This is a genomic window from Devosia sp. P3_B2, from assembly GCF_056402875.1.
Genome location: NZ_JBFUGO010000001.1, coordinates 1 through 22,213 on the forward strand (window position 1 = coordinate 1; position 22,213 = coordinate 22,213).

Consider the following 22,213-nt stretch of genomic DNA (forward strand, 5'->3'; position numbering starts at 1 on the left):
CATGATCTCGCTTCGGTGCAGCGGATGGGGGGAGAATCGCATGGGTGGGAGTGAGGGGGATAGAATCGTGCAAGATTCTCGCAACGCCTTGCCCGGCCTCGTGATTGTGGCTCCGCTCACCCCCTCCCATCCTCCCCCGTCAGAGGGGGGGTGCCGCATCGAGTTTGGAGGACCATCGAGCTCCACCCCACCGGCCGTCATCCCGGCGAAAGCCGGGACCCAGTGCTCCGGCTGATCCACGGCGCAAACCTCTCCGACCCATCTGTGATGGACCGGCGCGGTTCGTGCCGCACCACCGTTCGAGCAATGGGTCCCGGCTTTCGCGGGGATGACGGCTGGTGGGTGGGTGAGCCGAGGTGCTCTCCGCACACCTCTTGGAATTCTCCCTCCGGCAAGGGGAAAACGGGCATCAAGCGCAGGGGCGGGTGGTGTGGGGCAAGGTGATCGTGCTGCCAAGAAGGGCCCTCCCCGCCAGGGGGTTGGGGAGGGACCAGCCGCGRCCSGGGCTGAGGAGGTTTGAGCCCCCCGTAGGCGGATCGTTGCCGCTGCGTGATGTCAACGTGAGCATGGCGGTGTAGCCGAAAGTCGCATGGGTGAGCGCTGCGCCGCGACACGCCCGTGGGCTCCATTCGGCTCATTCAGCCACCGCACGCGACACACCGTCCGACTATCCTCTTGCAAATGACTGACCAGTCAGTTATTAAGGTACTGACCGAACAGTCATCAAGGTTGACGGAAGATGAACGAGACCGATTCACAACGCGGACCGAAGTTCAGGCGACGCGCCGAGGCGCGGCCGGACGAGGTGCTGGATGCGGCGCTGGAACTGTTCATCGAGAAGGGGTTCGCCTCGACGCGGGTCGAGGACATCGCCAAGCGGGCGGGGCTGAGCAAGGGGACGGTGTATCTCTACTTTCCGTCCAAGGAAGCGCTGCTGGAAGGGCTGGTGCGGCGGGCGATCCTGCCGATTGCCGATTCGGCGCTGGCGACGCTGCACGACTATGAGGGTGATCCGCGGATCGTGCTCAGCCTGGTGCTGACGATGCTGGCCGGGCGGATCAGCGACCCCAAGATCATCGCCATGCCGAAGCTGATCTTCCGCGAGGCGATGGGCTTTCCGGGGCTGGCGGAAATGTACCGGCGGGAAGTGCTGGACCGGGTCATTCCGGCAGTGGAGGGGCTGGTTCGCCGCGGCATCGGGCAGGGCTACCTGCGGCAGGTTGATCCGAGCCTCACCATCCGGTCGATCATCGGGCCGCTGATGCTGCATGTGGCGATGGCCGAGATCTTCGGGATCATGCCGGAGGGGGGCCTGCATATGGAGAAGCTCGTCGAGAACCACCTGACCATCCTGTTCGACGGGCTCAGCGCCCCGCCGAGCGCCAGGCAGTGGTCGAGCTCGTAAGGAGGCGATGATGGACGGTTTTCTGGCGTGGCTGTTCGGGCTCATCGCCATCGTCATCCCCGGGTTCGGGACCGAGCAGGCGCCGCAATTCAACGGTTATGTCGAGGCGCGCTATGTCTACGCGGCGTCGACGACGGCCGGGCCGATCGAGACAATCTCGGTGCGAGAAGGCGACAGGGTGCTGGAGGGCGACCTGCTGTTCCGGCTCAGGGCGGAGCAGCAGATTGCGCTGCTGCAGGCAGCGGAGGCCCGGGTGGCGGCGGCGGAGGCAGGCCTCAAAAACCTCACCACGGGCGGGCGCGAGGACGAGGTCGACGTGGTGCGGGCGAGTCTGCAGAAGGCCGAGGCCGATCTCAGCCTGGCACGCGATACGTCGGCGCGCAGCGGCAAGCTGTTTGCCCAGGGGCTGATCGCGCAGAGCAAGTACGACCAGGACCGCGCGACGCTGGCGAGCGCCGAGGCGGCGGTGAAGCAGCTCGCGGCGCAGCTGAAGGTGGCGGAACTACCAGCGCGCGATGAACAGCAGCTGCAGGCGGAGGCGAACCTCAGCGCGACACAGGCGGATGCCGAGAAGGCCAATGCCGACCTCGCCGACCGGACGATCACCTCGCCGGCGGCGGGGCGGATCGAGCGGGTGTACTTCGACGCGGGAGAGATCGTTTCGGCGGGAACGCCGGTGATCTCGATCCTGCCGGAGGGGGCGCTGAAGGTGAAGTTCTATGTGCCGGAGACGGTACGGTCCGGGTTCGCGCTGGGCGACAAGGTAGCGGTGAGCTGCGACGGGTGCCCGGATGGGCTGACGGCGACGCTGAGCTATTTCGCGTCGGATCCGCAGTTCACGCCGCCGGTGATCTATTCGCGGACCGAGCGGCAGCGGCTGAGCTTCTTGATCGAGGCGACGCTGGATGATTCGTCGTTGCATCCGGGGCAGCCGGTGACGGTGGAGCGGGCGGAATGACCGAGCCGCTGGTTATCGATGTGCATGGGCTGACCAAGAGTTTCGGGCCGAAGCGGGTGGTCGATCATTTCGATATCCAGGTGCCGAAGGGAGCGATCTACGGGTTTTTGGGGCCGAATGGCTCGGGCAAGACCACGACCATCCGGATGCTCTGCGGGCTTTTGACGCCGGACGAGGGCGAGGGGACTTGCCTCGGGTTCGATGTGCGCAAGCAGGCCGAGCAGATCAAGGAGCAGGTCGGCTACATGACGCAAAAGTTCTCGTATTACGAGGACCTCAGTATCCGCGAGAACCTCGATTTCGTGGCGCGGATGTATCGGCTCGACCGGCGGAAACAACGGGTGGACCAGGCGTTGGCCGATCTCGGGCTGGCGGACCGGGCGAAGCAACTGGCCGGGTCGCTGTCGGGGGGCTGGAAGCAGCGGCTGGCGCTGGCGGCGTGCCTGCTGCATGAACCGCGGCTGTTGCTGCTCGACGAGCCGACGGCGGGCGTCGACCCCAAGGCGCGGCGGGATTTCTGGGACGAGATCCGGCGGCTCTCGGCGATGGGTGTCACGGTGCTGGTTTCGACCCATTACATGGACGAGGCGGTACAGTGCGACTTCATCACCTACATCGCCTACGGCAAGAAGCTGATCGACGGACCGTCGGCGAAGATTCCCGAGATGGTGGGGCTCGAGACCTGGCGGGTGGAGGGGCCGGACCTGCCGGCGCTGGAGGATCGACTGAAGGCTGAGCCGGGCGTGGTGCAGGTGGCGCGCTTCGGCACGGTGCTGCACGTGTCGGGGACCGACAAGGCGGCGCTCGAAGCCACCGTCGAGCGGCTGAAGGCGGAGGGGACGCATCGCTGGAGCCTGCAGGTGGCGGGGCTCGAGGAGGCGTTCATCTACCTGATGACGGGGGCACGGGATAACTTTGCCGGCGACGCCGGACAGGTCGCGGCATGAACGCGGTGTTCTCGTTCAGGCGCTTCGGCGCGGTGCTCTACAAGGAGTTCATCCAGATGCGGCGCGACCGCATCACTTTCGGGATGATGATCGGGCTGCCGATCATCCAGCTGTTCCTGTTCGGGTTTGCCATCAACTCCGACCCGCGCAACCTGCCGACGCTGGTGGAGATGGGCGACAATGGGCCGCTGAGCCGGGCGGTGATCGCCGGGATGCAGAACTCGTCGTATTTCGCTTTCAAGGGTGCCGTGGCCGGGATCGGCGAGGGCGAGGAGGCGCTGCGGCGGGGCGAGGCGAACTTCGTGGTGGTGATCCCCGAGGATTTCGAGCGCGACGTGGTGCGGGGGAACAAGCCGGAGATCCTGGTGGCGGCCGATGCGTCGGACCCATCGGCGACCGGCGGGGCGATGGCGGCGTTGTCGGGGATCGTCAATGTGGCGATTGCGGAGACGCTGACGGGGCCGCTGGCGCAGCAGGCGGGCTCGGCGCCGTTCGCGATGGTGGTCCACCGCGAGTACAACCCTGAGGGCAAGACCTCGACCAATATCGTGCCGGGGCTCTTGGCGATCATCCTGTCGATGACGATGGTGATGATCACGGCGGTGGCGATCGTCAAGGAGAGCGAGCGCGGCACGATGGAAATGCTGATCGCGACGCCGGTGAAGCCGCTCGAGGTGATGCTGGGCAAGATCCTGCCCTATGTGTTCGTCGGCTATGTGCAGACGGCGGTGTTCCTTGCGGCGGCGAGCCTGATCTTCGGGGTGCCGTTCGAGGGGAGCGTGTGGGCGTTCTTTTTGGGGTTCAACCTGTTCATCGTGGTGAACCTGGCGCTGGGATTTTTGATCTCGACGGCGGCGCGGAGCCAGATGCAGGCGATGCAGCTGAGCTTTTTCACGATTTTGCCGTCGATCCTGCTCTCGGGATTCATGTTCCCGTTCGCCGGCATGCCCGGCTGGGCGCAGTTCATCGGGCAGGCGGTGCCGGCGACGCATTTCCTGCGGGTGGTGCGGAAGGTCATGCTGAAGGGCGGCGAGGTGGCGGATGTGACGGGCGAGCTCTGGGCGCTGGTGGTGATCCTCGTGGTGATCTCGGGGATCGCGATGCTCAGGTATCGGCAGACGCTGGACTAGCCGTATCATCACGGCTCGCCTATCTGACTGGGCGAACAATGGAGTGATGCGATGAAGGCCGTGGTGTTCGAGGAATTCGGCAGCCCGAGGAAAGGGCTGAGGCTCGAGGAGCGGCCGATGCCGGAACCCGGCCCCGGGCAGGTCCGAGTGAAGCTGGTGCTGTCGCCGATCCATAACCACGACCTGATGATCGTCACCGGGCATTATGGGTACAAGCCGCAGTTGCCGCACGTGCCGGGGACCGAGGCGCTGGGCGTGGTCGACAAGCTGGGCGATGGCGTGACCAACCTCAAGGTTGGACAGCGGGTCACCGGCGGGGCGAGTGCGGCTTGGGCCGAGTATTATCTCGCCAATGCGCAGTCGCTGGTGCCGGTACCGGATGGGGTAGACGAGGCGACCGCGTGCCAACTGGTGTCGATGCCGCTGAGCGCATGGCGGCTGCTGGGTGAACTCGAGGTCGAAGCGGGCGACTGGATCGTGCAGAACGCGGCGAATGGCGCGGTGGGCAAGATCATCGCCAAGCTCGCGGCGGAGCGGGGCGTGCGGGTGCTGAATATCGTGCGGCGCGAGGAGGCGGTGGCCGAGCTCGCCGCCGAGGGGATCGGCGATGCCGTGTCGAGCGAGCACGCGGACTGGCAGGACCGGGCGCGGGCGATCACCGGCGGGGCGCCGATCAAGCGGGCGCTGGATTCGGTGGCGGGCCGGGCTTCGGACGAGCTGATGGACCTCGTTGCCGAGGAGGGCTGGCTGATCTCGTTCGGGGCGCTGAGCGGCCGGCCGGTGCAGCTCAACCCGGATAACCTGCTGTTCAAGCGCGCGGTGGTGAAGGGGTTCTGGGCCGCAAAACCCTCGACCTTTCACACGCCGGAGCAGATCCGCGGGGCGATCGTCGAGTTCGTCGGCAAGGCGGCGCGGGGCGAGCTGAAGCTGCCGATCGCCGAGGTGTTCTCGCTCGAGCAGGCGGCGGAAGCGGCAGAGGCCAGCAACGAGAAGGGCCGGCAGGGGAAGATCGCGATCCGGGGGAGCTGAGGTGATCGTCTGGATCGCGTCGTTTCCGCGCTCGGGCAATACGTTCCTGCGCATCCTGCTCAATCGGCTCTACGGCGTGCGCAGCTCTGTCGTCTACGACGTCGACGGGGTGGCGGAGCGGCTGGGCGAGAGCCTGGTGGGCTTCGAGCAGCGTCCGATGGGCTATGACGAGATGCGCGCTTCGCGCGAGGTGCATTTCGTCAAGACGCACCGGCAGCGGGACGAAAGCATTCTCGATAAGGATCGGGCGATCTGCCTGGTTCGGGACGGGCGGGATAGCCTCGTTTCGTGGGCACGGATGAACAGCGAGGGCGAGCCCTCGCGGTTCGAGGTTGAGTTGCGCAAGATGATCGAGCGGGACACACCGACCGGCACGGGGAGCTGGGGCGCCAATGTGCTGAGCTGGCTGCAGCCCGAGGCGAGGAACCGGGTGGTGCTGCGATATGAGGCGCTGATTGCCGATCCGGTCGACGCGGTGACGGCGGCGATGGTGGCGGTGGTGCCAGGGGTGAGGCCAACCGGGGCCGAGGCGCCGGATTTCGCCGAGCTGCGTGCCGCGGACGGGCGGTTCTTTCGGCGGGGCGTTGTCGGCTCACATCGTGACGAGATGCCAGAGCATCTGCATGAGCTGTTCTGGTCGCGCCGCGACAATGCCGCGGCGATGGCGCTGCTCGGGACGGCTTACAGGCCGAGGGCGCGGTTTACTTCGGCGAACAGGCGTTCGTCGGGCCAGTAATTGTCCTGCAGCCATTGCTCCGAGTTGCGGACCTCTTCGAGATTGCGGGCGACCCAGCCGATGCGCAGTGCGGTGCAGATCTTGCCGGTGGAGTGGCGGTACATCGCGGCCATGGTCTCGAAGACGCGCTTCGAGTGGCCATAGGTGTTGAGTTTGGCCCAGCCGACCTTGGGTTCGGCCCAATCGGATGAGGGCAGCAGGACGCGCGGGACCGGGTACGCCTCACAGGCGGCGAGCAGGCGGGCGGCGTCGATGACCGCCTGGTAGTGCACCGCGTCCGGGGCATCGACGTCGGGCGAGGTGGCGACGTGGATGACGGCCTCGGCATTGGCGAGGGCATCGCGGACGGACGGCGCGTCGTAGTCGATGGTCGCGAGGTCGGCGACGATCTCGGCACCGGCGACGCGGTCGATGCCGATGGCGCTGGGGAACAGGCGGCGGAGGCGCCGGCCGACATTACCCTCGGAGCCGATGATCACGGCTCTCATGCACTGAGGCCGAACATCTGGTCCTGGCGCTGGCGCAGGGCGTAGAGGCGGGTGGATTGGTCGGGGAGGGCGTTGGCGCGGGTGAGGAGCTGGCCCTTCTTTACCGGGGCGGTGACCTTGCCGCCTTCGAGGAGGCCGACCGGTACAGCGTGCTGGCGGCGGGCGTCTTCGACGGTCAAAATGAAGCTGCGGTAGCAGGTTTCGCCGATGGCATCGAAGGTTTCGCCGACGGCCAGGTCGCGCTTGGCGACGGCGCAGACTTCGGCGACGGGGTTAGGCATCGGCACCATGTCGGGGCGACCGTAGAGCATGATGCGGGCGGCCGTCAGCGGCACCTCGAGCGAGGTCAGGTGGTAGGGGCGGAAGAAGGCGTAGTAGGGGCCCTTGCCGACATGCAGATCGTCCATGCGCTCGATGATGCGAGGGTGCTCGGCCTCGACGATGACGAAGACGCCGGGGGCGACGCCCTTGCCGATGGTGAAATCGACGACGCCCTTCTTGTTGAGGATGCCGCCATCGGCCTTGGGGATCAGTACCTTCACCATCTCGTCGCGGTCGGCCTTGGGGCCGTGCATGCCCGGGACATCGGGGACGAGGCCGGTGGCGTTGGCGATACAGGCCATCTCGACCATGGTCTTTGAGCCATCGACGAACTCGACCAGCATCCGCGGGTTCATGTTCCGGCGGATCGCTTCCTCGCGATAGTCGTCGGGAACCGCGTCGTGATTGAGCGGGTTGTTCTTGCCCTTGCCGGCGGAGACGACGCGGTAGCCGAGCGCCGAGGCGAACTCGATCAGCTCCATGCAGCTTGAGGGCTCGTCGCCGGCGCCGACGGAGTAGATAACGCCGAGGCGGTCGGCCTCGTGCTTCAGATAGGGGCCGATGGTGACGTCGGCCTCGACGTTCATCATCACGAGGTGCTTGCCGTGCTCCATCGCGGTCAGACAGTAGTCGGCGGCGACGCCGGGCTTGCCGGTGGCATCGATCACGACGTCGATCAGCGGGTTTTTGACCAGCGTCTCGGCGGAGGTGACGGCCATCTTGCCAGCCTCGATGGCGGCGGTGACCTTGGAGTCGGTATCGGCTTCGACGGCGTGGGCGTCGTCGCCATAGGCGATGGCCATGGCGGCGCGGGCGGTGTGCGGCCGGCGAGTGGCGATCGCCGCCACTTCGATGCCCTGCATCAGCCCGCCCTGGGTGACGAGATCGGTGCCCATTTCGCCCGAGCCGATGACGCCGATGCGGATGGGTTTTCCAGAGTCGGCGCGCGCCTTGAGATCGCGCGCGATACCGGTCAGATGCACATTGGTGAGCGAGGTGGGGATGTTGGCCTTCATGACGGGCTGCTCTATCACTCACTCGGAAACATGGGAACACACGTATGACCGGCCAGCTCGATGTGATCCGCGAAGGGCACCTGGGGATCATTGCGCTCAACCGCCCGGAAGCGATCAACGCGCTCAGCCTCGAGATGATCGACGGGATCACCCGGGCGCTGGAGCAGTGGGCCGACGACGACGGGATCCGGCTGGTGCTGTTCGAGGGGCGGGGGCCGCGCGGTTTCTGCTCGGGCGGCGATGTGCGGGCGGTGCGGCAGGCGGTGCTCGACGGGCAGCCGGAGGTGGCGGATGCGTTCTTTGCCGCCGAGTACCGGATGAACGGCGTGATCGCACGTTATCCGAAGCCGCTCGTGGCGCTGACGCATGGCGTGGTGATGGGCGGTGGGATCGGGATTGCCGGGCACTGCGCGTTCCGGTTCACCACCAGCGAGGCGCGGTTCGCCATGCCCGAGGCGGCAATCGGCTTTGTCTGCGACGTGGGGGTGAACTTCATTCTCGGCAAGGCACCGGCGCACCGGGCGCTGGCTTTCGCGATGACCGGGGTGCCGGTGGGGGCGGGGGATGCGCTGGCGCTTGGGCTGACCGATTGCGCGATCGATCCCGCGCGGTTCGATGCAGTGCGGGCAGGGATTGTTGCGGCGGCCGGTGTGGCGCGGGTCGAGGCGGCGCTCGGGGCGTTGATGCAGGCGGAGATGGCGCCGGTGGGCGAGGCTGTGCTGTGCGCTGCGGCCGACCGGCATGAGGGGCTCGACTGGACGGATGCCGAGGCGATCGTCGGGAAGGCAGGGCGGGAGCCGCTGCTGGCGCAGTTGACGTTGCGCTCGCCGACCAGTCTTGTGGCCATTCTCGAGAGCCACCATGCGGCGCGGCGGATGGTCGACGTCGTCGCGGTGCTTGCGGCAGACCTGCGGCTGGCACGGCTGCTGGCGCGGCTGCCGGACTTCGCCGAAGGGGTCCGCGCGGTGCTGGTGGACAAGGACCAAAAACCCGAGTGGCGCCCCAAGTCGCTGGACGGCGTCGACCGGGCTTCGATCCGGGCGGTAATCGGCGTCGGGTAAGTCCTGAAAGCGCCCGAACTTAGCACTTCCTAAACCGTTCCATCGGATGCTGGCGCCGGGCAGAAGTCCATGGGGGCAGCCAAGTAGATGGCTCAGGCACGCAGCAAAACCATCGCCTTGCCGGCGATCGTCGATCTCGACGCGCTCGATCCGATTCGCGATGAATTGGTCGATGCCATCGATTCCGGGCCGGTTGCGGTCTCCGGGGCAGCGATCGAGCGGGTGGCGACCAATGCGCTGTTCCTGCTGCTGAGTGCCGCCGAAACCGCCCGCCGCAACAATTTCGCATTTTCGGTCACCGCGCCCAGCGAGGCGTTCCGGCTGGCCGTTTCGCGGCTGGGGCTCACTGGCCCATTCGCCGCGATCATGGAAGGGTAATCATGCGTGTACTGACGGTCGACGACTCTAGAACCATCCTTGCGATGCTGCACCATACGCTCAGCAATGCGGGCTTCGAGGTGCTGCAGGCCGAGGACGGCCAGAAGGGCCTCGACGTGCTCAAGAACGAGAGCGTCGATGTGGTGATCACCGACATCAACATGCCGGTCATGGACGGAATCGAGTTCATCAAGAACGTCCGCGCCTCGGGCATGCACAACTCGCTGCCGATCCTGATCCTCACCACCGAAACCAGCCAGGACAAGCGCGACCAGGGCCGCGCCGCCGGTGGTACTGGCTGGATCGTCAAGCCGTTCGACCCGGAGAAGCTGATCTCGGTGATCCACCGCGTGGTGCACTGAGTTCTGCAAGAGCCTAACCGCCTTCCCGGCAACCCAGAAGGGTTCGTGACTAGCCCATGAGCGACCTCGACGACTTCAAGGCCACCTATTTCGACGAGTGCTCGGAGCTGCTGCTCGAACTTGAAGAGCAGTTCGCCGCCATCGAAGAGGGCGACCGTTCGAGCGACCGGCTGAACGCGGTGTTCCGCGCCATCCACTCGATCAAGGGCGGCGGCGGGGCGTTCGGGTTCCAGGGACTGGTGGGGTTTGCCCACGCCTACGAGACGCTGCTCGACCATGTGCGTGATGGGCGCGTCGAGCTCAGCGAGACGGTGACGGCGCTCTGCATCCGGGCCAACGATATCGTCGCCGACTTCGTCGCCGCGGCCAAGGACGGGACCGAGCTCGAAGCGGGCTACGGGGCCGAGGAAAAGCTGCAGTTCGACACGCTGACCTCGGGCGATCCGGACATGGCCGGTGAGCCGATGGAGGAGTTCGACATCGACTTCGTGCCTGTCATGGTGACCATTGCAGGGGCGGAAGACGAGATCGAGGAAGAGGCGGTGGCCGAGCCGCTGAGCCTCGAAGGGCTCGACGATGCGTTCGAGGCGCCGCCGCTGGCGCCGGAAACCGGGCACTGGACGATCCGCTTCACGCCGCATTCCGAGCTTTATGCGCGGGCCAACGATCCGCTGCTGCTGCTGCGCGAACTGGGGACGCTCGGCGACATGCAGGTGCGGGCGGTGCTCGACGAGATTCCGGCGCTCGCCGATTTCGAGCCGTTCGGGGTCTATTGCAGCTGGGAGATTTCGCTCAGCTCGGAGAGCGCGACCGAGGCGTCGATCGCCGAGGTGTTCGAGTTCGTCGAGGGCAATTGCGACCTGACGATCACACGCGGCACGGCACCGGTCGTGGCCGAGGAAGCGCTCGACGCCGAGATCGAGGCGATGCCGTCGTTTGCCGAGCTGATCGACGTGGCTGCGGACGAGCCGGAAGCCGAGATTGCGGCAGAGGCGCCGACCGCGGAGCTGCTGAGCTTTGCCGAGCTGGCCGAGAGCATGAAGCCGGCACTGAAGGCGGCGCCGCCGAAGATGCCGCCGCCGCTGAAGCAGGCGGCACCATCAGAGGATTTTGACGGCGACAACGATCGCCGCTCGGGCGCCGAGGACCGGCGCAACGGGGTGCAATCGATTCGTGTCGACCTCGACAAGATCGACCGCGTGGTCAACATGGTGGGCGAGCTGGTGATCACCCAGTCGATGCTCACCCAGCAGATGGATGAGACGCTCCGGGCGCGCTACCAGGAGCTGGTGCGCGGCCTCGAGGTGCTGGCGCAGACGACGCGCGGGCTGCAGGACTCGGTGATGGCGATCCGCGCCCAGCCAGTGAAGACGGTGTTTTCGCGCATGCCGCGGCTGGTGCGCGAGTTGGCGTCGAAGACCGGCAAGAAGATCCGGCTCGAGACGATCGGCGAGAATACCGAGATCGACAAGACGATCATCGAGCAGCTTTCCGATCCCCTGACCCACATGATCCGCAACTCGGCCGACCACGGCATCGAGAGCCCGGAAAAGCGGCTGGCGGCGGGCAAGAACGAGAGCGGGGCGATCCGGCTGTCGGCCGAACAGGCGGGCGGCAATATTTTGATCGCGGTGGAAGACGATGGCGGCGGCATCAACCGCGAGCGGGTGCTGCAGGTGGCGCGCGACCGTGGCGTGGTGGGGCCGGAGCAGACGCTGAGCGACGAGCAGATCGACCAGCTGATCTTCGCGCCGGGGTTCTCGACCGCTTCGGAGGTCTCCGACATTTCCGGCCGCGGCGTCGGCATGGACGTGGTGCTTTCGAACATCAAGAAGATCGGCGGCTCGGTGCACGTGAAGAGCTGGACCGGCAAGGGCACGCGGATGACGCTGCGCCTGCCGCTGACGCTCGCGGTGCTCGACGTGATGCTGGTGAAAGTGGCGGGCAGTCCGTATGTGATCCCGCTGTCGTCGATCGTCGAGACGATCCAGTGCGCGCGGGCCAATTTCTCCCGCATGCCGACCGGTGGGCAAGTGCTGCAGGTACGCGGCGAATATGTGCAGGTGGTGGACCTCGCGTCCCGCTTCGAGATGACCACGGACGTCGAGCGCGACAACCGCTTCGTCGTGCTCTGCGAGGCCGAGGGCGGGGTGAAGGTGGCGGTGATCGTCGACGACATCATTGGCCAGCAGCAGGTGGTGATCAAATCGCTGGAGGAGAACTTCCAGTCGATCGAGGGCATCGCCGGCGGCACTATCCTCGGCGACGGCAACGTGGCGCTGATCGTCGACGTGCAGGGTTTGAAATCCGCAACCGCGGCTCACAAGACCGCCGCCTGACGCGGCGCGACCGGACAATTGACGCCGGCCAGGAGGCCGGCAGGAAAGGCAGAAGACCATGGAATCCCTCGCATTCAAGGACGATATCTCCGGCAGCGTCGCGGCTGCCGCCAACTCGCTGCAGCTGATCGCGTTCTCGATCGGCGAGCAGACCTACGGGGTGGAAATCACCACGGTGCGCGAGATCCGCGCCTGGAACGGCGCGACGCCGCTGCCCAATACGCGCGAGTTCGTGCGCGGGGTGATTAACCTGCGCGGTACGATCGTGCCGATCTTCGACCTGCGCGCCCGCTTCGGCGAAGGCGTGACCTCGCCGACCAAGAACCACGTGGTGGTGGTGATGTCGGTGGGCGAGAAGTGGGTGGGGATCCTGGTGGACGCGGTGTCGGACATCCTGACGGTAGCCAAGTCGGACATCCACAACGTGCCCGAGGGCAACTCGATCGACACCGAACTGTTGAACGGCATCGTGACGCACGAGAGCCGCATGGTCGGGCTGATCGACCTGCACGCCGTGGTGTCCGGGGCAAAGATGGACGGCTGAGGCCGGGCTGTCACTGAAGGCTCAAGGCCGTCCGCGAGGGCGGCCTTTTTGTTTTTGGGTCAGTGGAAGTTGCGGCCTGAGGGAAGGGCGGCATAGGTCTCGCGGTCGAGCTGTTCGCGGCGGCGGCGCTCGCCTTCGTCGCGCCCGGGTTGCGGGCCGGAGCGGCCTTCGTCGCCGTGCGCCAATATGCCGTTGCCGAGATCGAGGCCCTGCGCCAGGTCGAGCAGGCTGGGGGTAAAATCGGTGAAGCTGCGGGAGACGAGGTGGGTGACGAGGCCCTCGCGCTGCAATTGACCACGCACCGCCAGCAGGCGCGAACCGAGTACGACGCGGCGGTTGTTGTCGAAGGTCTTGTTCCACACGATGATGTTGGCGATCCCCGTCTCGTCCTCGAGCGTCATGAAGATCACGCCGCTCGCCGTCCCCGGCTGCTGACGCACCAGCACGAGGCCGGCAGTTTCGACGATGGCGCCGTTCGGCTTGTCGATCAGGTCAGCGCAGCGCAGCGTGCCGCGCCGGTCGAGTTCGGGGCGCAGGAAGCCCACGGGGTGTCCCTTTAGCGACAGCGACAGCGTCCGGTAGTCGTGCACCACCGATTCACCTGGGGCCATGACCGGCAGGTCGATCTCGGCGTCATCGGGTTTCGAGACCCGCTTGGCGATCGAGAAAAGTGGTAGCTGTTCGGCGCCGGCGACGCCGTTCAGCCCGCGGACGATCCACAGCGCCTCGCGGCGGTTTATCCCAAGTGAGCCGAAGGCATCAGCCTCGGCGAGCTTCTCCAGCGTTGCCACCGGGACCCCCGTCCGCACCCAGAGGTCGCGGATCGAGGCATAGCCGTCACCGCGGCGGGCTATGATCAGGTTGGCATGGTCCTGCTTCAGGCCGAGCACCTGCCTCAGGCCCAGCCGGATCGCCTTGGTCGACCAGATGTCGTCGCGCATCTCGGCGTGCTGCTTCATGATCCGCTCGCTCGCCGGGGTGCCGTCCTCCAGCACGTGCAGCCAATCCGAGCGGTTGATGTCGGCTTGCCGCATCTCAACCCCGTGCTCGATGGCATCGCGGACGATCTGCGCCGGCGAGTAAAAGCCCATCGGCTGGCTGTTGAGCAGCGCACATGCGAACACATCGGGGTAGTGGCACTTCATCCAGCACGAGGCATAGACCAAGAGGGCGAACGAGGCGGCGTGGCTTTCGGGGAAGCCATAATCGCCAAAACCCTCGATCTGCGCGAAGCAGCGCCGGGCGAAATCTTCGGCATAGCCGTTGTCCTTCATACCATTGAGGAACCGGTCCTTGAGCGTATGGATGGTGCCGTTGCGCCGGAACGTCGCCATGGCGCGACGCAGCCGATCGGCTTCGCCCGGGGTGAATCCGGCGGCGACGATGGCGATCTGCATCGCCTGTTCCTGGAACAGCGGAACGCCGTAGGTTCGCTTCATCACCTCGTAGAGGTCGGGTGGCATGGGCTCCACCTTCTCGAGCCCCTGCCGGCGTTTCAGGTAGGGATGCACCATACCGCCCTGGATCGGCCCGGGTCGGACGATCGCCACCTCGATGACGAGGTCGTAGAACTCTACCGGCTTCAGCCGTGGCAGCATCGACATCTGCGCCCGGCTTTCGATCTGGAACACGCCGATGGTGTCGGCGCGGTGGGTCATCCGGTAGACCGGCGCCTTGACCACATCGTCGACTTCCTCGGCCATCAGCAGCGGCAGCGTGACATCGCGATCGTAGTGCTGGTGCAGCAACTCGAACGAGCGGCGCAGGCAGGTGAGCATGCCCAGCGCCAGGATATCGACCTTGAGGATGCCGAGCGCGTCGATATCGTCCTTGTCCCACTCGACGATGGTGCGGCTCTCCATCGCCGTTTTCGAAATCGGCACCAGGCTCTCTAGGGAATCGCGGGTGATGACGAAGCCGCCGACATGCTGGCTGAGGTGGCGGGGGAACGATTTCAGTACCGGGACCACGTTGAACATCTGCGTCAGGGTCGGATCGTCGGGATCGAGCCCAAGCATCTTGATGCCCTTGAGGTCGGCGGCGTTGCCCCAGCCCCAATGCAGCTGGTTGAGCGCGCCGATGGTATCGTCGGAAATCCCGAATACCTTGGCGGTCTCGCGGATGGCGCTCTTGGAGCGATAGGAGATGACGGTCGCCGTCAGCCCGGTCCGCTCACCACCGTACTTGCTGTAGACATACTGCATCACCTCTTCGCGCCGCTCGTGCTCGAAATCGACGTCGATATCCGGTGGTTCGTCGCGTTCGGTTGAGAGGAAGCGGCCGAACACCAGCTTGACCTTGGTGGGGTCGACTTCGGTCACTCCCAGGCAATAGCAGACTGCTGAATTGGCGGCCGAGCCGCGCCCCTGGCAGAGGATTTTCAGCTTATGCCGGGCGTAGCGGACAACGTCTTCGACAGTGAGGAAGTAGGATGCGTAGCCTTTGTAGGCGATAAGGCAAAGTTCGCTCCAAAGACTGCGTTTGACCGTATCGGGAACCCCTTCGGGATAGCGATCGCGCGCGCCTTCCCAGGTCAGGCGCTCCAGTGTCTCCTGTGCCGTCTCGCCGTTGCCGATGGTTTCAGTCGGATAGTTGTACTTCAGCTGGTCGAGGCTGAAGCCGATGCGGTTCAGCAGCAGCTGCGTTTGCGCGATGGCATCGGGATGCTCAGAGAACAGCCGGGTCATTTCGGTCGGCGGCTTCAGGTGTCGCTCGGCATTCTGCTGCAGCCGGCGCCCGGCGGTCTCGAGCGTCAGGTGCTCGCGGATGCAGGTCACCACGTCCTGCACGATCTTGCGGTTGGGCTCGTGGTAGAGCACATCATTGACGGCCAGCATCGGTACGCTGGCGTCTGCTGCCATCGCGGCCAGCCGGTTGAGTCTGGCCCGGTCGGTGCCCTTGAAGGTTGCCGCTGCAGCCAGCCAGATATTGCCCGGGCTGAGCTTTGCCAGCCGCTCGAGCACGACGCCGGAATGCTCCCAGCGCGTCTCGTCGCAATGGAGGATCAGCAACTGGCCTTCGATGAAGTCTTCGAGGTCGGAGAAGCGGATGACGCACTTGCCCTTCTCGCTCTCCTTCCCGAGGTTGCCGCGGCTCAGCAGGCGGCAAAGCCGGCCATAGGCCTCACGGTCAGAGGGATAGGCGACGATATCGGGAGTATCATCGGCAAAGCAGAGCCGGACACCGACGACGTAGCGGAAGTCGGGTGCCTTGTCCTTGAGGTCGCGGTGGGCCACGTAGCCGCGCACCACGCCGGCAAAGCTGTTGCGATCGCAGATCCCGACGCCACTCAGACCCAGCGCGATGGCGGCCGAGACCAGCTCCTCCGGATGCGAGCCGCTTCTCAGGAACGAGAAGTTGGACGTCACCATCAGTTCGGCATAGCTGGGGCGGGTCATGCGAAGAACCCGTGCATGAACCAGCGCGGCGCTTCGGCGGCGCCATAGAGCCCGATGCGGAAGATCCAGAACCGCCGGCCGCCGTCATCCTCGATGACGTAGTAGTCGCGGACGGTGGTCAGCGGGTCGAACGCCGCGAGCGCGGAAACGTGTTCCGGCTCCTTTGGCTTCTGTTTGTCCGACTTGGGGTCGTCGCGCGGGTCGCGCTTCTTGCTGCCCCGCTCTGGCGGTTCCAGCACCTCAAGATTCTTGCCCGAACGCCACCACTCGGCCTCGATCCGCTCCGGCCCCGATGCCTTGAGGATGCGGTAGGCGATGCGCCGCCAGATGATCCGCATCGGCGGGCCATGCGGCACCTCCGCTATCACGTTGATCGGCTCTGGATTGGGCAGTAGCCGGAGCGGTCTTCGCAGTTCGGGATCAGGAAGAGCTTCCGGATCTTCCTCGGTTTGAGCGATTACAGGCTCCAGCTTCGCTGCCCGCTCGGGGATGTGAGTGTTGACGAACTTCGAGCGAGTGAGTGCCAGGGGGCCGAGCCGGCTCGTCATGCGATCGTATAGTCGGTCGAGGTCTTGCGCCCCGTCGCGCACTTCGAACGCCCCGAGCTGGATGCTCTGCACTTCCGACAACGAACTGGCCGCCAGCCGGATCATGTCGATGCCGAAGCCGGCATCATACTCGCCCTCAAGCCGCTCCGACCGGTGCACGAACAGCTGGGCAATGTGGTTGGGATCTCGCGTCGCCCGGCCGGCATTGATGGTGAGGTTCATCACCTTGTGGTCGACCCGGTAGAGCAGCAGGTGGAAGGTCTGCGCCCCCAGCCCCTCGGACTCGAGGCGCAGGCCGAGCTGGATGGCGAGATCGCGCGCCGTCATCAGCACGTCGTCCATGTAGCCAATGGGTTCGGCGAAGCGGCGCTCGGCATAATATTCGGCGATTGGCAGACGCGGAGTGATCCGTTCTTCGATCCGGCCCAGCGCCTGGTCGAGCCTGAGGATCAGCGATTCCCCGAACCGGGCCTGCAGTGCCCGCCGATCCCGGCCATAGAGCTGCCCGATGGTCTTGAGGCCCATCTGGTTGAGTCCCGAGACCTGCGCCTCTTCGAGCCGCAAGCCGACGATCGGCAGGGTGGCGAGCGCCGCTTCGGTCTCACCCTTGGGAATGACGCTGCCGGGTGAGAAATGCGCCAAGGCCCAGGCCGCCCCAACCGTATCGGCGATGGCGCCAGAGACGGTGAAACCCAGGGTGCGCAGCCGGTTGACCAGCACTTCCAGCATTTTTGCCTCGCCGCCAAACAGGTGGGCGACCCCGGTGATGTCGAGGACCAGGTCACCGTAGGGCGCCGCCGCCGAGTGAACGGCGACAATTGGGCTGGCGTTGGAGTGCCAATCGGCAAAATCGGCGAAGACCTGCTCGATATAGGCCCGGTCGATCTCGCGGACCTCGAGTTCCGGCACCAGCGCGCGAGCGTCCGACAGGTTCTGTCCGGATGTCAGGTTTGCCTTCGCCGCCGCGGCATCCACCGCGGCGAGACGCATGGCGCCCTTCTGCTTCTCCCACAGGGCCAGCGGGCGGGTCGAGCGGGCGAGTGCCGGATCAGCCCGCCTGAGACAGTCGGTCGCCCAGCGTGGCAACGACAGGGCGAGATGGCGGCGCCGTTCGGTGAACAGCAGCTCCGGTGCGGTATTCGGGTTCGACTGAAACGAAACCATTTTCTGTCCAGTCCACAAGCATGTTCTTGCCTTCGGCTCGTTGCGTCTTGTCGCCGAGCCGGCCTTTTTCGATCTCGATCTGGAAGCGGGGCGGGCCGGGTGCGCGCGGATCGAACGCCACCTCACCGCTCATTGCCGGCGAAACCCGCCAGCGCAGTTTTGCTGCGCTCGCCTCGCGTCCCCGGCCGTAGCGGATGAGGAACGCCGAGGTACCGGCCGCAGCTGCACGGAGGCTCAATCGGCGCGACACGGTGAAATCGAGTGCCTTGGGGTGACTTGCGAGATCGGCGATGACCCCGGCGACCGCACGGCAGGCAATTGCTTCCTCCATTGCCCAGAGCAGCTCGGTTACGCTCTCGATCCGGCCGATCACCAACCGCGCCGGATCGATGCCGAACTGCTGCAGCCCCGCGCCATAAGGCAGCCCCAGTTCCTGGCCTTCACCTACCAGCTGCAGGTAGAGGATCGCCTGCCGTTCGGTGGTCAGCAGCTGCCGGGCGAGCCCGAAGGCGAAGCCCAGCGCGGCGCCGCTCTGGCGCTGCTCGTCGGCAAACACCTCGTGCAGCAGTCCATTGGGTGCGACGAGCACCTCCAGTGGATCGGCAAGCTCCTGCTCGTCATTGGCAGCCTTTCCCAGCCCCTCCGCCACCATCGCTGCGCCTTTCGCCAGCAGCGGGCGCTTTTCCAGGGCGGCGATTTTCAGTCGTAGGGCGTCGAGATCGTGGCGTGCGAGGCCCGGCATCTGAGCCTCCCTGTTGTCAGTAATTAGAACAAATAGGGAACACCAGAGTCCGGTCGAGAGTCAAGCAGAAGAGTCAGCACACGCCGTGCTCACATCCTCGCGCTGCGGCATGCGGGCACTTTCGCGATTGGGCGGGAGTGCCTATCTTCCGTCGACCCACCCAAGGACTCCTCCCATGTTCGATGCGCTGCGCTCCATCTTCCAGAGACCCGATGCCACTGTGCTCAGCATGGAGCCGAAACTGGCGGTGGCGGCGTTGCTGGTGCATCTGGCGGCGATCGACGGCAGTGTCAGCGAGGCCGAGCGGCAGGCGCTCGAGGGTACGCTGATGGATTACTACGGGCTCGGCGAGGACGAGGTGCGCAAGCTGATCGTCGAGGCGACCAAGCGGGACCAGGAATCGGTGGATTTCTACCGCTTCACTTCGGCGCTGAGTTCACTGGACGATAGCGAGAAGATCGAGATCATCCGGATGATGTGGCAGGTGGTGTTCGCCGACAAGCGCAACCACGAGCTCGAGGACAACATGGTATGGCGCATCGCCGAACTGATCGGGGTGTCGTCGCGCGACCGCACGGTGCTGCGCAACCAGATGGCGCGGGCTTGAACCAGCTCAAAGGACGTTGCCGGGCAGACGCGTTGGTGCGGGGCGCTTAGCGCTTCCAGGCTTCGAACTTGCCGACATATTCGGGCTCGCTCTTCTCGCAGTCGAAATCCTTTGCCTTCTCGTCGGCGGTTTTGCGGGCGAGGGCGTTGGCGTCGGGGTTGGCGAGGGCGTCGATATAGGCGATGTGGCAGGTGGCGCCCGGGGTGACTTTGGTGACGACCAGCACCTGGCCCTCGGGTTTGCCCTCTTCACCCTGGGTGAAGAAGCGGAGGATGGTGGCGAAGGGCTTGAAGTAGCCCTCGGCGTTGGAGACGCGCCACTCGATCTTGTCGCCCAGGTGGTTGAATGGGTTGAGGGTCTGCTCGGCGGCCTTCTCGGTGGTGGAGGTGAGGCCGTAGGAGACGAACATCCGCAGGTCGCCCTCGGTGACCATGACCGGGATGCCCTTGAGGCCGAGGCAAGCCCACATGGTGCCGAAGTCATCGGACTCGATCACCGTGCAGTCGATGTTGAGGTTGAGGTCGGTGTAGCTCGATTCGATCTGCTGGGCGCTGGCCGAGCCGGCCCAGCCGATGCAAGCGACATAAAGCGCACTGGCGAAAATGCGTCCGATCACGGCAATACCTCCTCAATACGTCTTGAACACCGCTGGGCTTCGCATGCCACCCGCGCATTCGTATGCCTTGCAATCATGGCCTCGGATAGGCCACAACCCGCCGAAATAGACCTAAGGCAGACCCAATGAACATCGACGCGATCCCGATCGGCAAGAATCCCCCCGACGACCTCAACGTGATCATCGAGGTGCCGCTGGGCGGCGAGCCGATCAAGTACGAGATCGACAAGGCCTCGGGGGCGCTGTTCGTCGACCGGTTCCTCTATACGCCGATGCGCTATCCGGGGAATTACGGCTTCGTGCCGCATACGCTTTGCGGCGACGGCGATCCGCTCGACGTGATCGTGATGAACTCGCGGCCGCTGGTGCCGGGTGCGGTGGTGCGCTGCCGGCCGTTCGGCATCCTGTTCATGGAAGACGATGGCGGCACCGACGAGAAGATCCTCGCCGTGCCGGTGTCGAAGCTGACCAAGATGTATGACGGGATCAACGACATCACCGACATGCAGCCGATCCAGCTGGAGCGGGTGAAGCACTTTTTCACCCACTACAAGGATCTCGAGCCCGGCAAGTGGGCCAAGATCGAAAAGCTCGGCGGCGTCGATGATGCGCGGCGGGTGATTCTCGAATCGATCGAGCGGGCCAAGGCGGCGAAGTAGTGCCGGCGGGTGCGCTGGTAGGCCCGATTGGGCCGCCCCTTGAAACTGTGAAACCGGGTTCACATATATCGGTCAACGGTTGGATCGGGGCGCTGTCCCTCCCGGCGACATGATCCCAGCCTACGAAAGGCGCTCCCCTAACGGGTTGAGCGCCTTTCTCTTTTCAGCGTGTCGAAGGGTGAGCGATGAGCGGACGGATCGTCATTCTCAACGGGGTGCCGAGGGCGGGAAAATCCTCGATCGCGCGGGCGGTGATGGCGCTGGTGCCGGGGCGGTGGGTGAACCTCGGCGTCGATGCGATGAACGATGCGCTGCCCAAGGACATGCTGCCTGGGATCGGCTTGCGGCCGGGCGGGGAGCGGGCGGAGCTGGAGCCGATGGTGGTGCGGCTCTATGCCGAGCTCTACGACGAGATCGCGGAGCGGGCACTGGCTGGTGGCGATGTGGTGGTCGATGTCGGGCACCATGACGGCTATTCGCGGCCGCTTGGCATACTGGCCGCATCGGCGCGGCGGCTTGCCGGGCTGCCGGTGCTGTTCGTCGGGGTGCGCTGTCCGATCGAAATGATCATGGCACGGCGGAATGCCCATCCGCAGCACGGGTTCGGCCTCTATGTGGCGGGCGAAGGCGTGCCGGAGGCGGTGCGGCGCTGGCAGGGTGCGGTGCATGTGCCGGGGATCTACGATCTTGAGGTCGATACCGGGGTGATGACGCCGGAGCAGTGTGCGGCGGCGATCGCCTCGGCACTTCTGGCGCCGCCGCAGCCGAGTGCCTTCGAGCGGCTCGCAACACTCTAGCGTCAGTGCGGGCTGACCCCCAAAACCAGCTAAGGACTACGGATAACCCGCATGCGGGACGTCGACGCGGGCGCTGAAGACGCGGCCGGTGGGCTTGGTGACATCGACAGTGCCGGTCCATTCATTGGCGACCATGTAGAGCGTCCGGCCATCGGGGCCACCGAGCATGACGGCAAAGCACATGCGGTCGAGCTCGAACTTCTCGACGATCTCGCCGCCATCGCGGACGCGCAGCACGGTGGGTCCGGTCGAGGTCCAGATGGCGCCTTCGGCATCGGCGCAGATGCCGTCATTGCCGTACTCGCCGATATTGGCCCATAGCCTGCGATTGCTGAGGCTGCCGTCCTCGGCGATGTCGAAGGCGCTGAGGTTGCCGTTGAACGACTCGGCGCAGACCAACGTCCTGCCGTCGGCGAGAATGGCCATACCGTTGGGGAAGGCGAGGCCCTCGGCCACCTTGCGACTGGTGCCGTCGGGCGAGACCAGTGCGATGAAGCCGGGGCGGAATTCGCCGCCGGGGAAGTCGAAATCGACATTGTTGACGTAGATGTGGCCGCTGGGGTGCACGGTAATTTCGTTGCAGCCGCGGTCCGACAGGCTCGACAGGTCGGCGAAACGCGTGAAGCTGCCGTCGGGCTGCCGCACCTTCAGATCGTTATCTGCGGCGTGGACCAGCAGCATCCGCCCATCGGACAGCCAGTCGAAAGAAAAGGGCAACGAGGCGACCTCCGCCTCGACGGTTGACCGGCCTTCGCTGTCGATGGTGTAGAGTTTCTGGCCGACCCAGTCGGCGAACCAGAGCTTGCCATCATGCCAGCGCGGGCACTCGCCGAGCAGGATGCCATCCATCAGCTGGGTTATCTCAGTCATCGTCGCACTCCCTCATCGCTCTCAGGACAATGTCGGGCGACGCGCGGCCATTTCGACAGGGGCGGGAAAGAAATCGGGCGCCGGAGGGTGTCCGGCGC

21 protein-coding genes are annotated in these 22,213 nt (G+C 65.5%); 14 read left to right on the forward strand and 7 right to left on the reverse strand.

Annotated features, from left to right (window positions below; genetic code table 11):
- Positions 1-739 precede the first annotated feature (739 nt).
- The 6 genes from AC1DV8_RS00005 to AC1DV8_RS00030 are packed head-to-tail and all read left to right on the forward strand — an operon-like array spanning position 740 to position 6,205.
- On the forward strand, positions 740-1,405 hold the full coding sequence (locus AC1DV8_RS00005; RefSeq protein ID WP_477156014.1) for a TetR/AcrR family transcriptional regulator: 666 nt from the start codon (positions 740-742) through the stop codon (positions 1,403-1,405).
- 10 nt (positions 1,406-1,415) lie between these two features.
- Positions 1,416-2,363 carry an HlyD family secretion protein gene (locus AC1DV8_RS00010; protein WP_477156015.1) on the forward strand — a complete coding sequence of 316 codons (948 nt, stop codon included), beginning with the start codon at positions 1,416-1,418 and terminating at the stop codon, positions 2,361-2,363.
- Positions 2,360-3,310: an ABC transporter ATP-binding protein gene (locus AC1DV8_RS00015; RefSeq protein WP_477156016.1), complete on the forward strand. Its 951-nt coding sequence runs from the start codon at positions 2,360-2,362 to the stop codon at positions 3,308-3,310. The genes AC1DV8_RS00010 and AC1DV8_RS00015 overlap by 4 nt, the downstream gene beginning before the upstream one ends.
- Positions 3,307-4,440 (forward strand): ABC transporter permease, encoded by a 1,134-nt coding sequence (locus AC1DV8_RS00020; protein ID WP_477156017.1) that lies wholly within the window; start codon positions 3,307-3,309, stop codon positions 4,438-4,440. Before AC1DV8_RS00015 ends, AC1DV8_RS00020 begins: the two co-directional genes overlap by 4 nt.
- 51 nt (positions 4,441-4,491) lie before the next feature.
- Entirely contained in the window at positions 4,492-5,469 is a 978-nt protein-coding gene (locus AC1DV8_RS00025; RefSeq protein WP_477156018.1) for an alcohol dehydrogenase catalytic domain-containing protein, read from the forward strand.
- A gap of 1 nt (position 5,470) precedes the next feature.
- Entirely contained in the window at positions 5,471-6,205 is a 735-nt protein-coding gene (locus tag AC1DV8_RS00030) for a sulfotransferase domain-containing protein (RefSeq protein WP_477156019.1), read from the forward strand.
- On the opposite strand, the gene AC1DV8_RS00035 is transcribed toward AC1DV8_RS00030, so the two are convergent.
- Together AC1DV8_RS00035 and AC1DV8_RS00040 are read right to left on the reverse strand one after the other, a co-directional pair.
- Positions 6,151-6,693 (reverse strand): NAD-dependent epimerase/dehydratase family protein, encoded by a 543-nt coding sequence (locus tag AC1DV8_RS00035; RefSeq protein WP_477156020.1) that lies wholly within the window; start codon positions 6,691-6,693, stop codon positions 6,151-6,153. The two genes, AC1DV8_RS00030 and AC1DV8_RS00035, sit on opposite strands and share 55 nt — an antisense overlap.
- Entirely contained in the window at positions 6,690-8,030 is a 1,341-nt protein-coding gene (locus AC1DV8_RS00040) for an NAD(P)H-dependent oxidoreductase (RefSeq protein WP_477156021.1), read from the reverse strand. Before AC1DV8_RS00040 ends, AC1DV8_RS00035 begins: the two co-directional genes overlap by 4 nt.
- A gap of 44 nt (positions 8,031-8,074) precedes the next feature.
- Between AC1DV8_RS00040 and AC1DV8_RS00045 the strand changes: the two genes are divergently transcribed.
- The 5 genes from AC1DV8_RS00045 (at position 8,075) to AC1DV8_RS00065 (ending at position 12,714) form a co-directional block, all read left to right on the forward strand.
- Positions 8,075-9,091: an enoyl-CoA hydratase/isomerase family protein gene (locus tag AC1DV8_RS00045; protein WP_477148485.1), complete on the forward strand. Its 1,017-nt coding sequence runs from the start codon at positions 8,075-8,077 to the stop codon at positions 9,089-9,091.
- Positions 9,092-9,178: 87 nt separating this feature from the next.
- The gene (locus AC1DV8_RS00050; RefSeq protein ID WP_477148484.1) at positions 9,179-9,469 is read left to right on the forward strand and encodes an STAS domain-containing protein; all 291 of its coding nucleotides are present in this window, start codon (positions 9,179-9,181) and stop codon (positions 9,467-9,469) included.
- Positions 9,470-9,471: 2 nt separating this feature from the next.
- Positions 9,472-9,831: a response regulator gene (locus tag AC1DV8_RS00055; protein ID WP_055874686.1), complete on the forward strand. Its 360-nt coding sequence runs from the start codon at positions 9,472-9,474 to the stop codon at positions 9,829-9,831.
- Positions 9,832-9,887: 56 nt separating this feature from the next.
- Complete coding sequence (locus AC1DV8_RS00060; protein WP_477156022.1) at positions 9,888-12,170, forward strand: chemotaxis protein CheW; 2,283 nt, start codon at positions 9,888-9,890, stop codon at positions 12,168-12,170.
- Between the two features lie 58 nt (positions 12,171-12,228).
- A complete protein-coding gene (locus AC1DV8_RS00065; RefSeq protein WP_477148482.1) occupies positions 12,229-12,714 on the forward strand; it encodes a chemotaxis protein CheW in 486 nt (161 codons plus the stop codon).
- Positions 12,715-12,773: 59 nt separating this feature from the next.
- Here the strand turns inward: AC1DV8_RS00065 and AC1DV8_RS00070 are convergent, their stop codons facing one another.
- The 3 genes from AC1DV8_RS00070 to AC1DV8_RS00080 are packed head-to-tail and all read right to left on the reverse strand — an operon-like array spanning position 12,774 to position 18,566.
- Entirely contained in the window at positions 12,774-16,112 is a 3,339-nt protein-coding gene (locus AC1DV8_RS00070; RefSeq protein WP_477156023.1) for an error-prone DNA polymerase, read from the reverse strand.
- Positions 16,109-17,824 carry a Y-family DNA polymerase gene (locus AC1DV8_RS00075; RefSeq protein WP_477156024.1) on the reverse strand — a complete coding sequence of 572 codons (1,716 nt, stop codon included), beginning with the start codon at positions 17,822-17,824 and terminating at the stop codon, positions 16,109-16,111. The genes AC1DV8_RS00070 and AC1DV8_RS00075 overlap by 4 nt, the downstream gene beginning before the upstream one ends.
- Positions 17,709-18,566: an ImuA family protein gene (locus AC1DV8_RS00080; RefSeq protein ID WP_477156025.1), complete on the reverse strand. Its 858-nt coding sequence runs from the start codon at positions 18,564-18,566 to the stop codon at positions 17,709-17,711. Before AC1DV8_RS00080 ends, AC1DV8_RS00075 begins: the two co-directional genes overlap by 116 nt.
- Positions 18,567-18,741: 175 nt before the next feature.
- On the opposite strand from AC1DV8_RS00080, the gene AC1DV8_RS00085 reads away from it, so the two are divergent.
- Positions 18,742-19,173: a tellurite resistance TerB family protein gene (locus AC1DV8_RS00085; RefSeq protein WP_477148478.1), complete on the forward strand. Its 432-nt coding sequence runs from the start codon at positions 18,742-18,744 to the stop codon at positions 19,171-19,173.
- A 46-nt stretch (positions 19,174-19,219) separates the two neighbouring features.
- Here AC1DV8_RS00085 and AC1DV8_RS00090 read toward each other — a convergent pair whose 3' ends face one another.
- The gene (locus AC1DV8_RS00090; protein ID WP_477156026.1) at positions 19,220-19,789 is read right to left on the reverse strand and encodes a hypothetical protein; all 570 of its coding nucleotides are present in this window, start codon (positions 19,787-19,789) and stop codon (positions 19,220-19,222) included.
- A gap of 125 nt (positions 19,790-19,914) precedes the next feature.
- On the opposite strand from AC1DV8_RS00090, the gene ppa reads away from it, so the two are divergent.
- A complete protein-coding gene (ppa, locus tag AC1DV8_RS00095; protein ID WP_477148476.1) occupies positions 19,915-20,448 on the forward strand; it encodes an inorganic diphosphatase in 534 nt (177 codons plus the stop codon).
- A gap of 185 nt (positions 20,449-20,633) precedes the next feature.
- Positions 20,634-21,245, forward strand: a complete 612-nt coding sequence (locus tag AC1DV8_RS00100) for a chloramphenicol phosphotransferase CPT family protein (protein ID WP_477156027.1) — start codon at positions 20,634-20,636, stop codon at positions 21,243-21,245.
- Between the two features lie 36 nt (positions 21,246-21,281).
- Here AC1DV8_RS00100 and AC1DV8_RS00105 read toward each other — a convergent pair whose 3' ends face one another.
- Positions 21,282-22,115, reverse strand: coding sequence for an SMP-30/gluconolactonase/LRE family protein (locus tag AC1DV8_RS00105; RefSeq protein WP_477156028.1), 834 nt, complete (start codon positions 22,113-22,115; stop codon positions 21,282-21,284).
- Positions 22,116-22,213 lie beyond the last annotated feature (98 nt).

Bases quoted from the DNA above. Each gene is read 5' to 3' on its own strand.
- AC1DV8_RS00005 (WP_477156014.1), top strand. From the start codon at position 740: ATGAACGAGACCGATTCACAACGCGGACCGAAGTTCAGGCGACGCGCC.
- AC1DV8_RS00010 (WP_477156015.1), top strand. From the start codon at position 1,416: ATGGACGGTTTTCTGGCGTGGCTGTTCGGGCTCATCGCCATCGTCATC.
- AC1DV8_RS00015 (WP_477156016.1), top strand. From the start codon at position 2,360: ATGACCGAGCCGCTGGTTATCGATGTGCATGGGCTGACCAAGAGTTTC.
- AC1DV8_RS00020 (WP_477156017.1), top strand. From the start codon at position 3,307: ATGAACGCGGTGTTCTCGTTCAGGCGCTTCGGCGCGGTGCTCTACAAG.
- AC1DV8_RS00025 (WP_477156018.1), top strand. From the start codon at position 4,492: ATGAAGGCCGTGGTGTTCGAGGAATTCGGCAGCCCGAGGAAAGGGCTG.
- AC1DV8_RS00035 (WP_477156020.1), bottom strand. From the start codon at position 6,693: ATGAGAGCCGTGATCATCGGCTCCGAGGGTAATGTCGGCCGGCGCCTC.
- AC1DV8_RS00040 (WP_477156021.1), bottom strand. From the start codon at position 8,030: ATGAAGGCCAACATCCCCACCTCGCTCACCAATGTGCATCTGACCGGT.
- AC1DV8_RS00045 (WP_477148485.1), top strand. From the start codon at position 8,075: ATGACCGGCCAGCTCGATGTGATCCGCGAAGGGCACCTGGGGATCATT.
- AC1DV8_RS00050 (WP_477148484.1), top strand. From the start codon at position 9,179: ATGGCTCAGGCACGCAGCAAAACCATCGCCTTGCCGGCGATCGTCGAT.
- AC1DV8_RS00055 (WP_055874686.1), top strand. From the start codon at position 9,472: ATGCGTGTACTGACGGTCGACGACTCTAGAACCATCCTTGCGATGCTG.
- AC1DV8_RS00060 (WP_477156022.1), top strand. From the start codon at position 9,888: ATGAGCGACCTCGACGACTTCAAGGCCACCTATTTCGACGAGTGCTCG.
- AC1DV8_RS00065 (WP_477148482.1), top strand. From the start codon at position 12,229: ATGGAATCCCTCGCATTCAAGGACGATATCTCCGGCAGCGTCGCGGCT.
- AC1DV8_RS00070 (WP_477156023.1), bottom strand. From the start codon at position 16,112: ATGACCCGCCCCAGCTATGCCGAACTGATGGTGACGTCCAACTTCTCG.
- AC1DV8_RS00075 (WP_477156024.1), bottom strand. From the start codon at position 17,824: ATGGTTTCGTTTCAGTCGAACCCGAATACCGCACCGGAGCTGCTGTTC.
- AC1DV8_RS00080 (WP_477156025.1), bottom strand. From the start codon at position 18,566: ATGCCGGGCCTCGCACGCCACGATCTCGACGCCCTACGACTGAAAATC.
- AC1DV8_RS00085 (WP_477148478.1), top strand. From the start codon at position 18,742: ATGTTCGATGCGCTGCGCTCCATCTTCCAGAGACCCGATGCCACTGTG.
- ppa (WP_477148476.1), top strand. From the start codon at position 19,915: ATGAACATCGACGCGATCCCGATCGGCAAGAATCCCCCCGACGACCTC.
- AC1DV8_RS00100 (WP_477156027.1), top strand. From the start codon at position 20,634: ATGAGCGGACGGATCGTCATTCTCAACGGGGTGCCGAGGGCGGGAAAA.
- AC1DV8_RS00105 (WP_477156028.1), bottom strand. From the start codon at position 22,115: ATGACTGAGATAACCCAGCTGATGGATGGCATCCTGCTCGGCGAGTGC.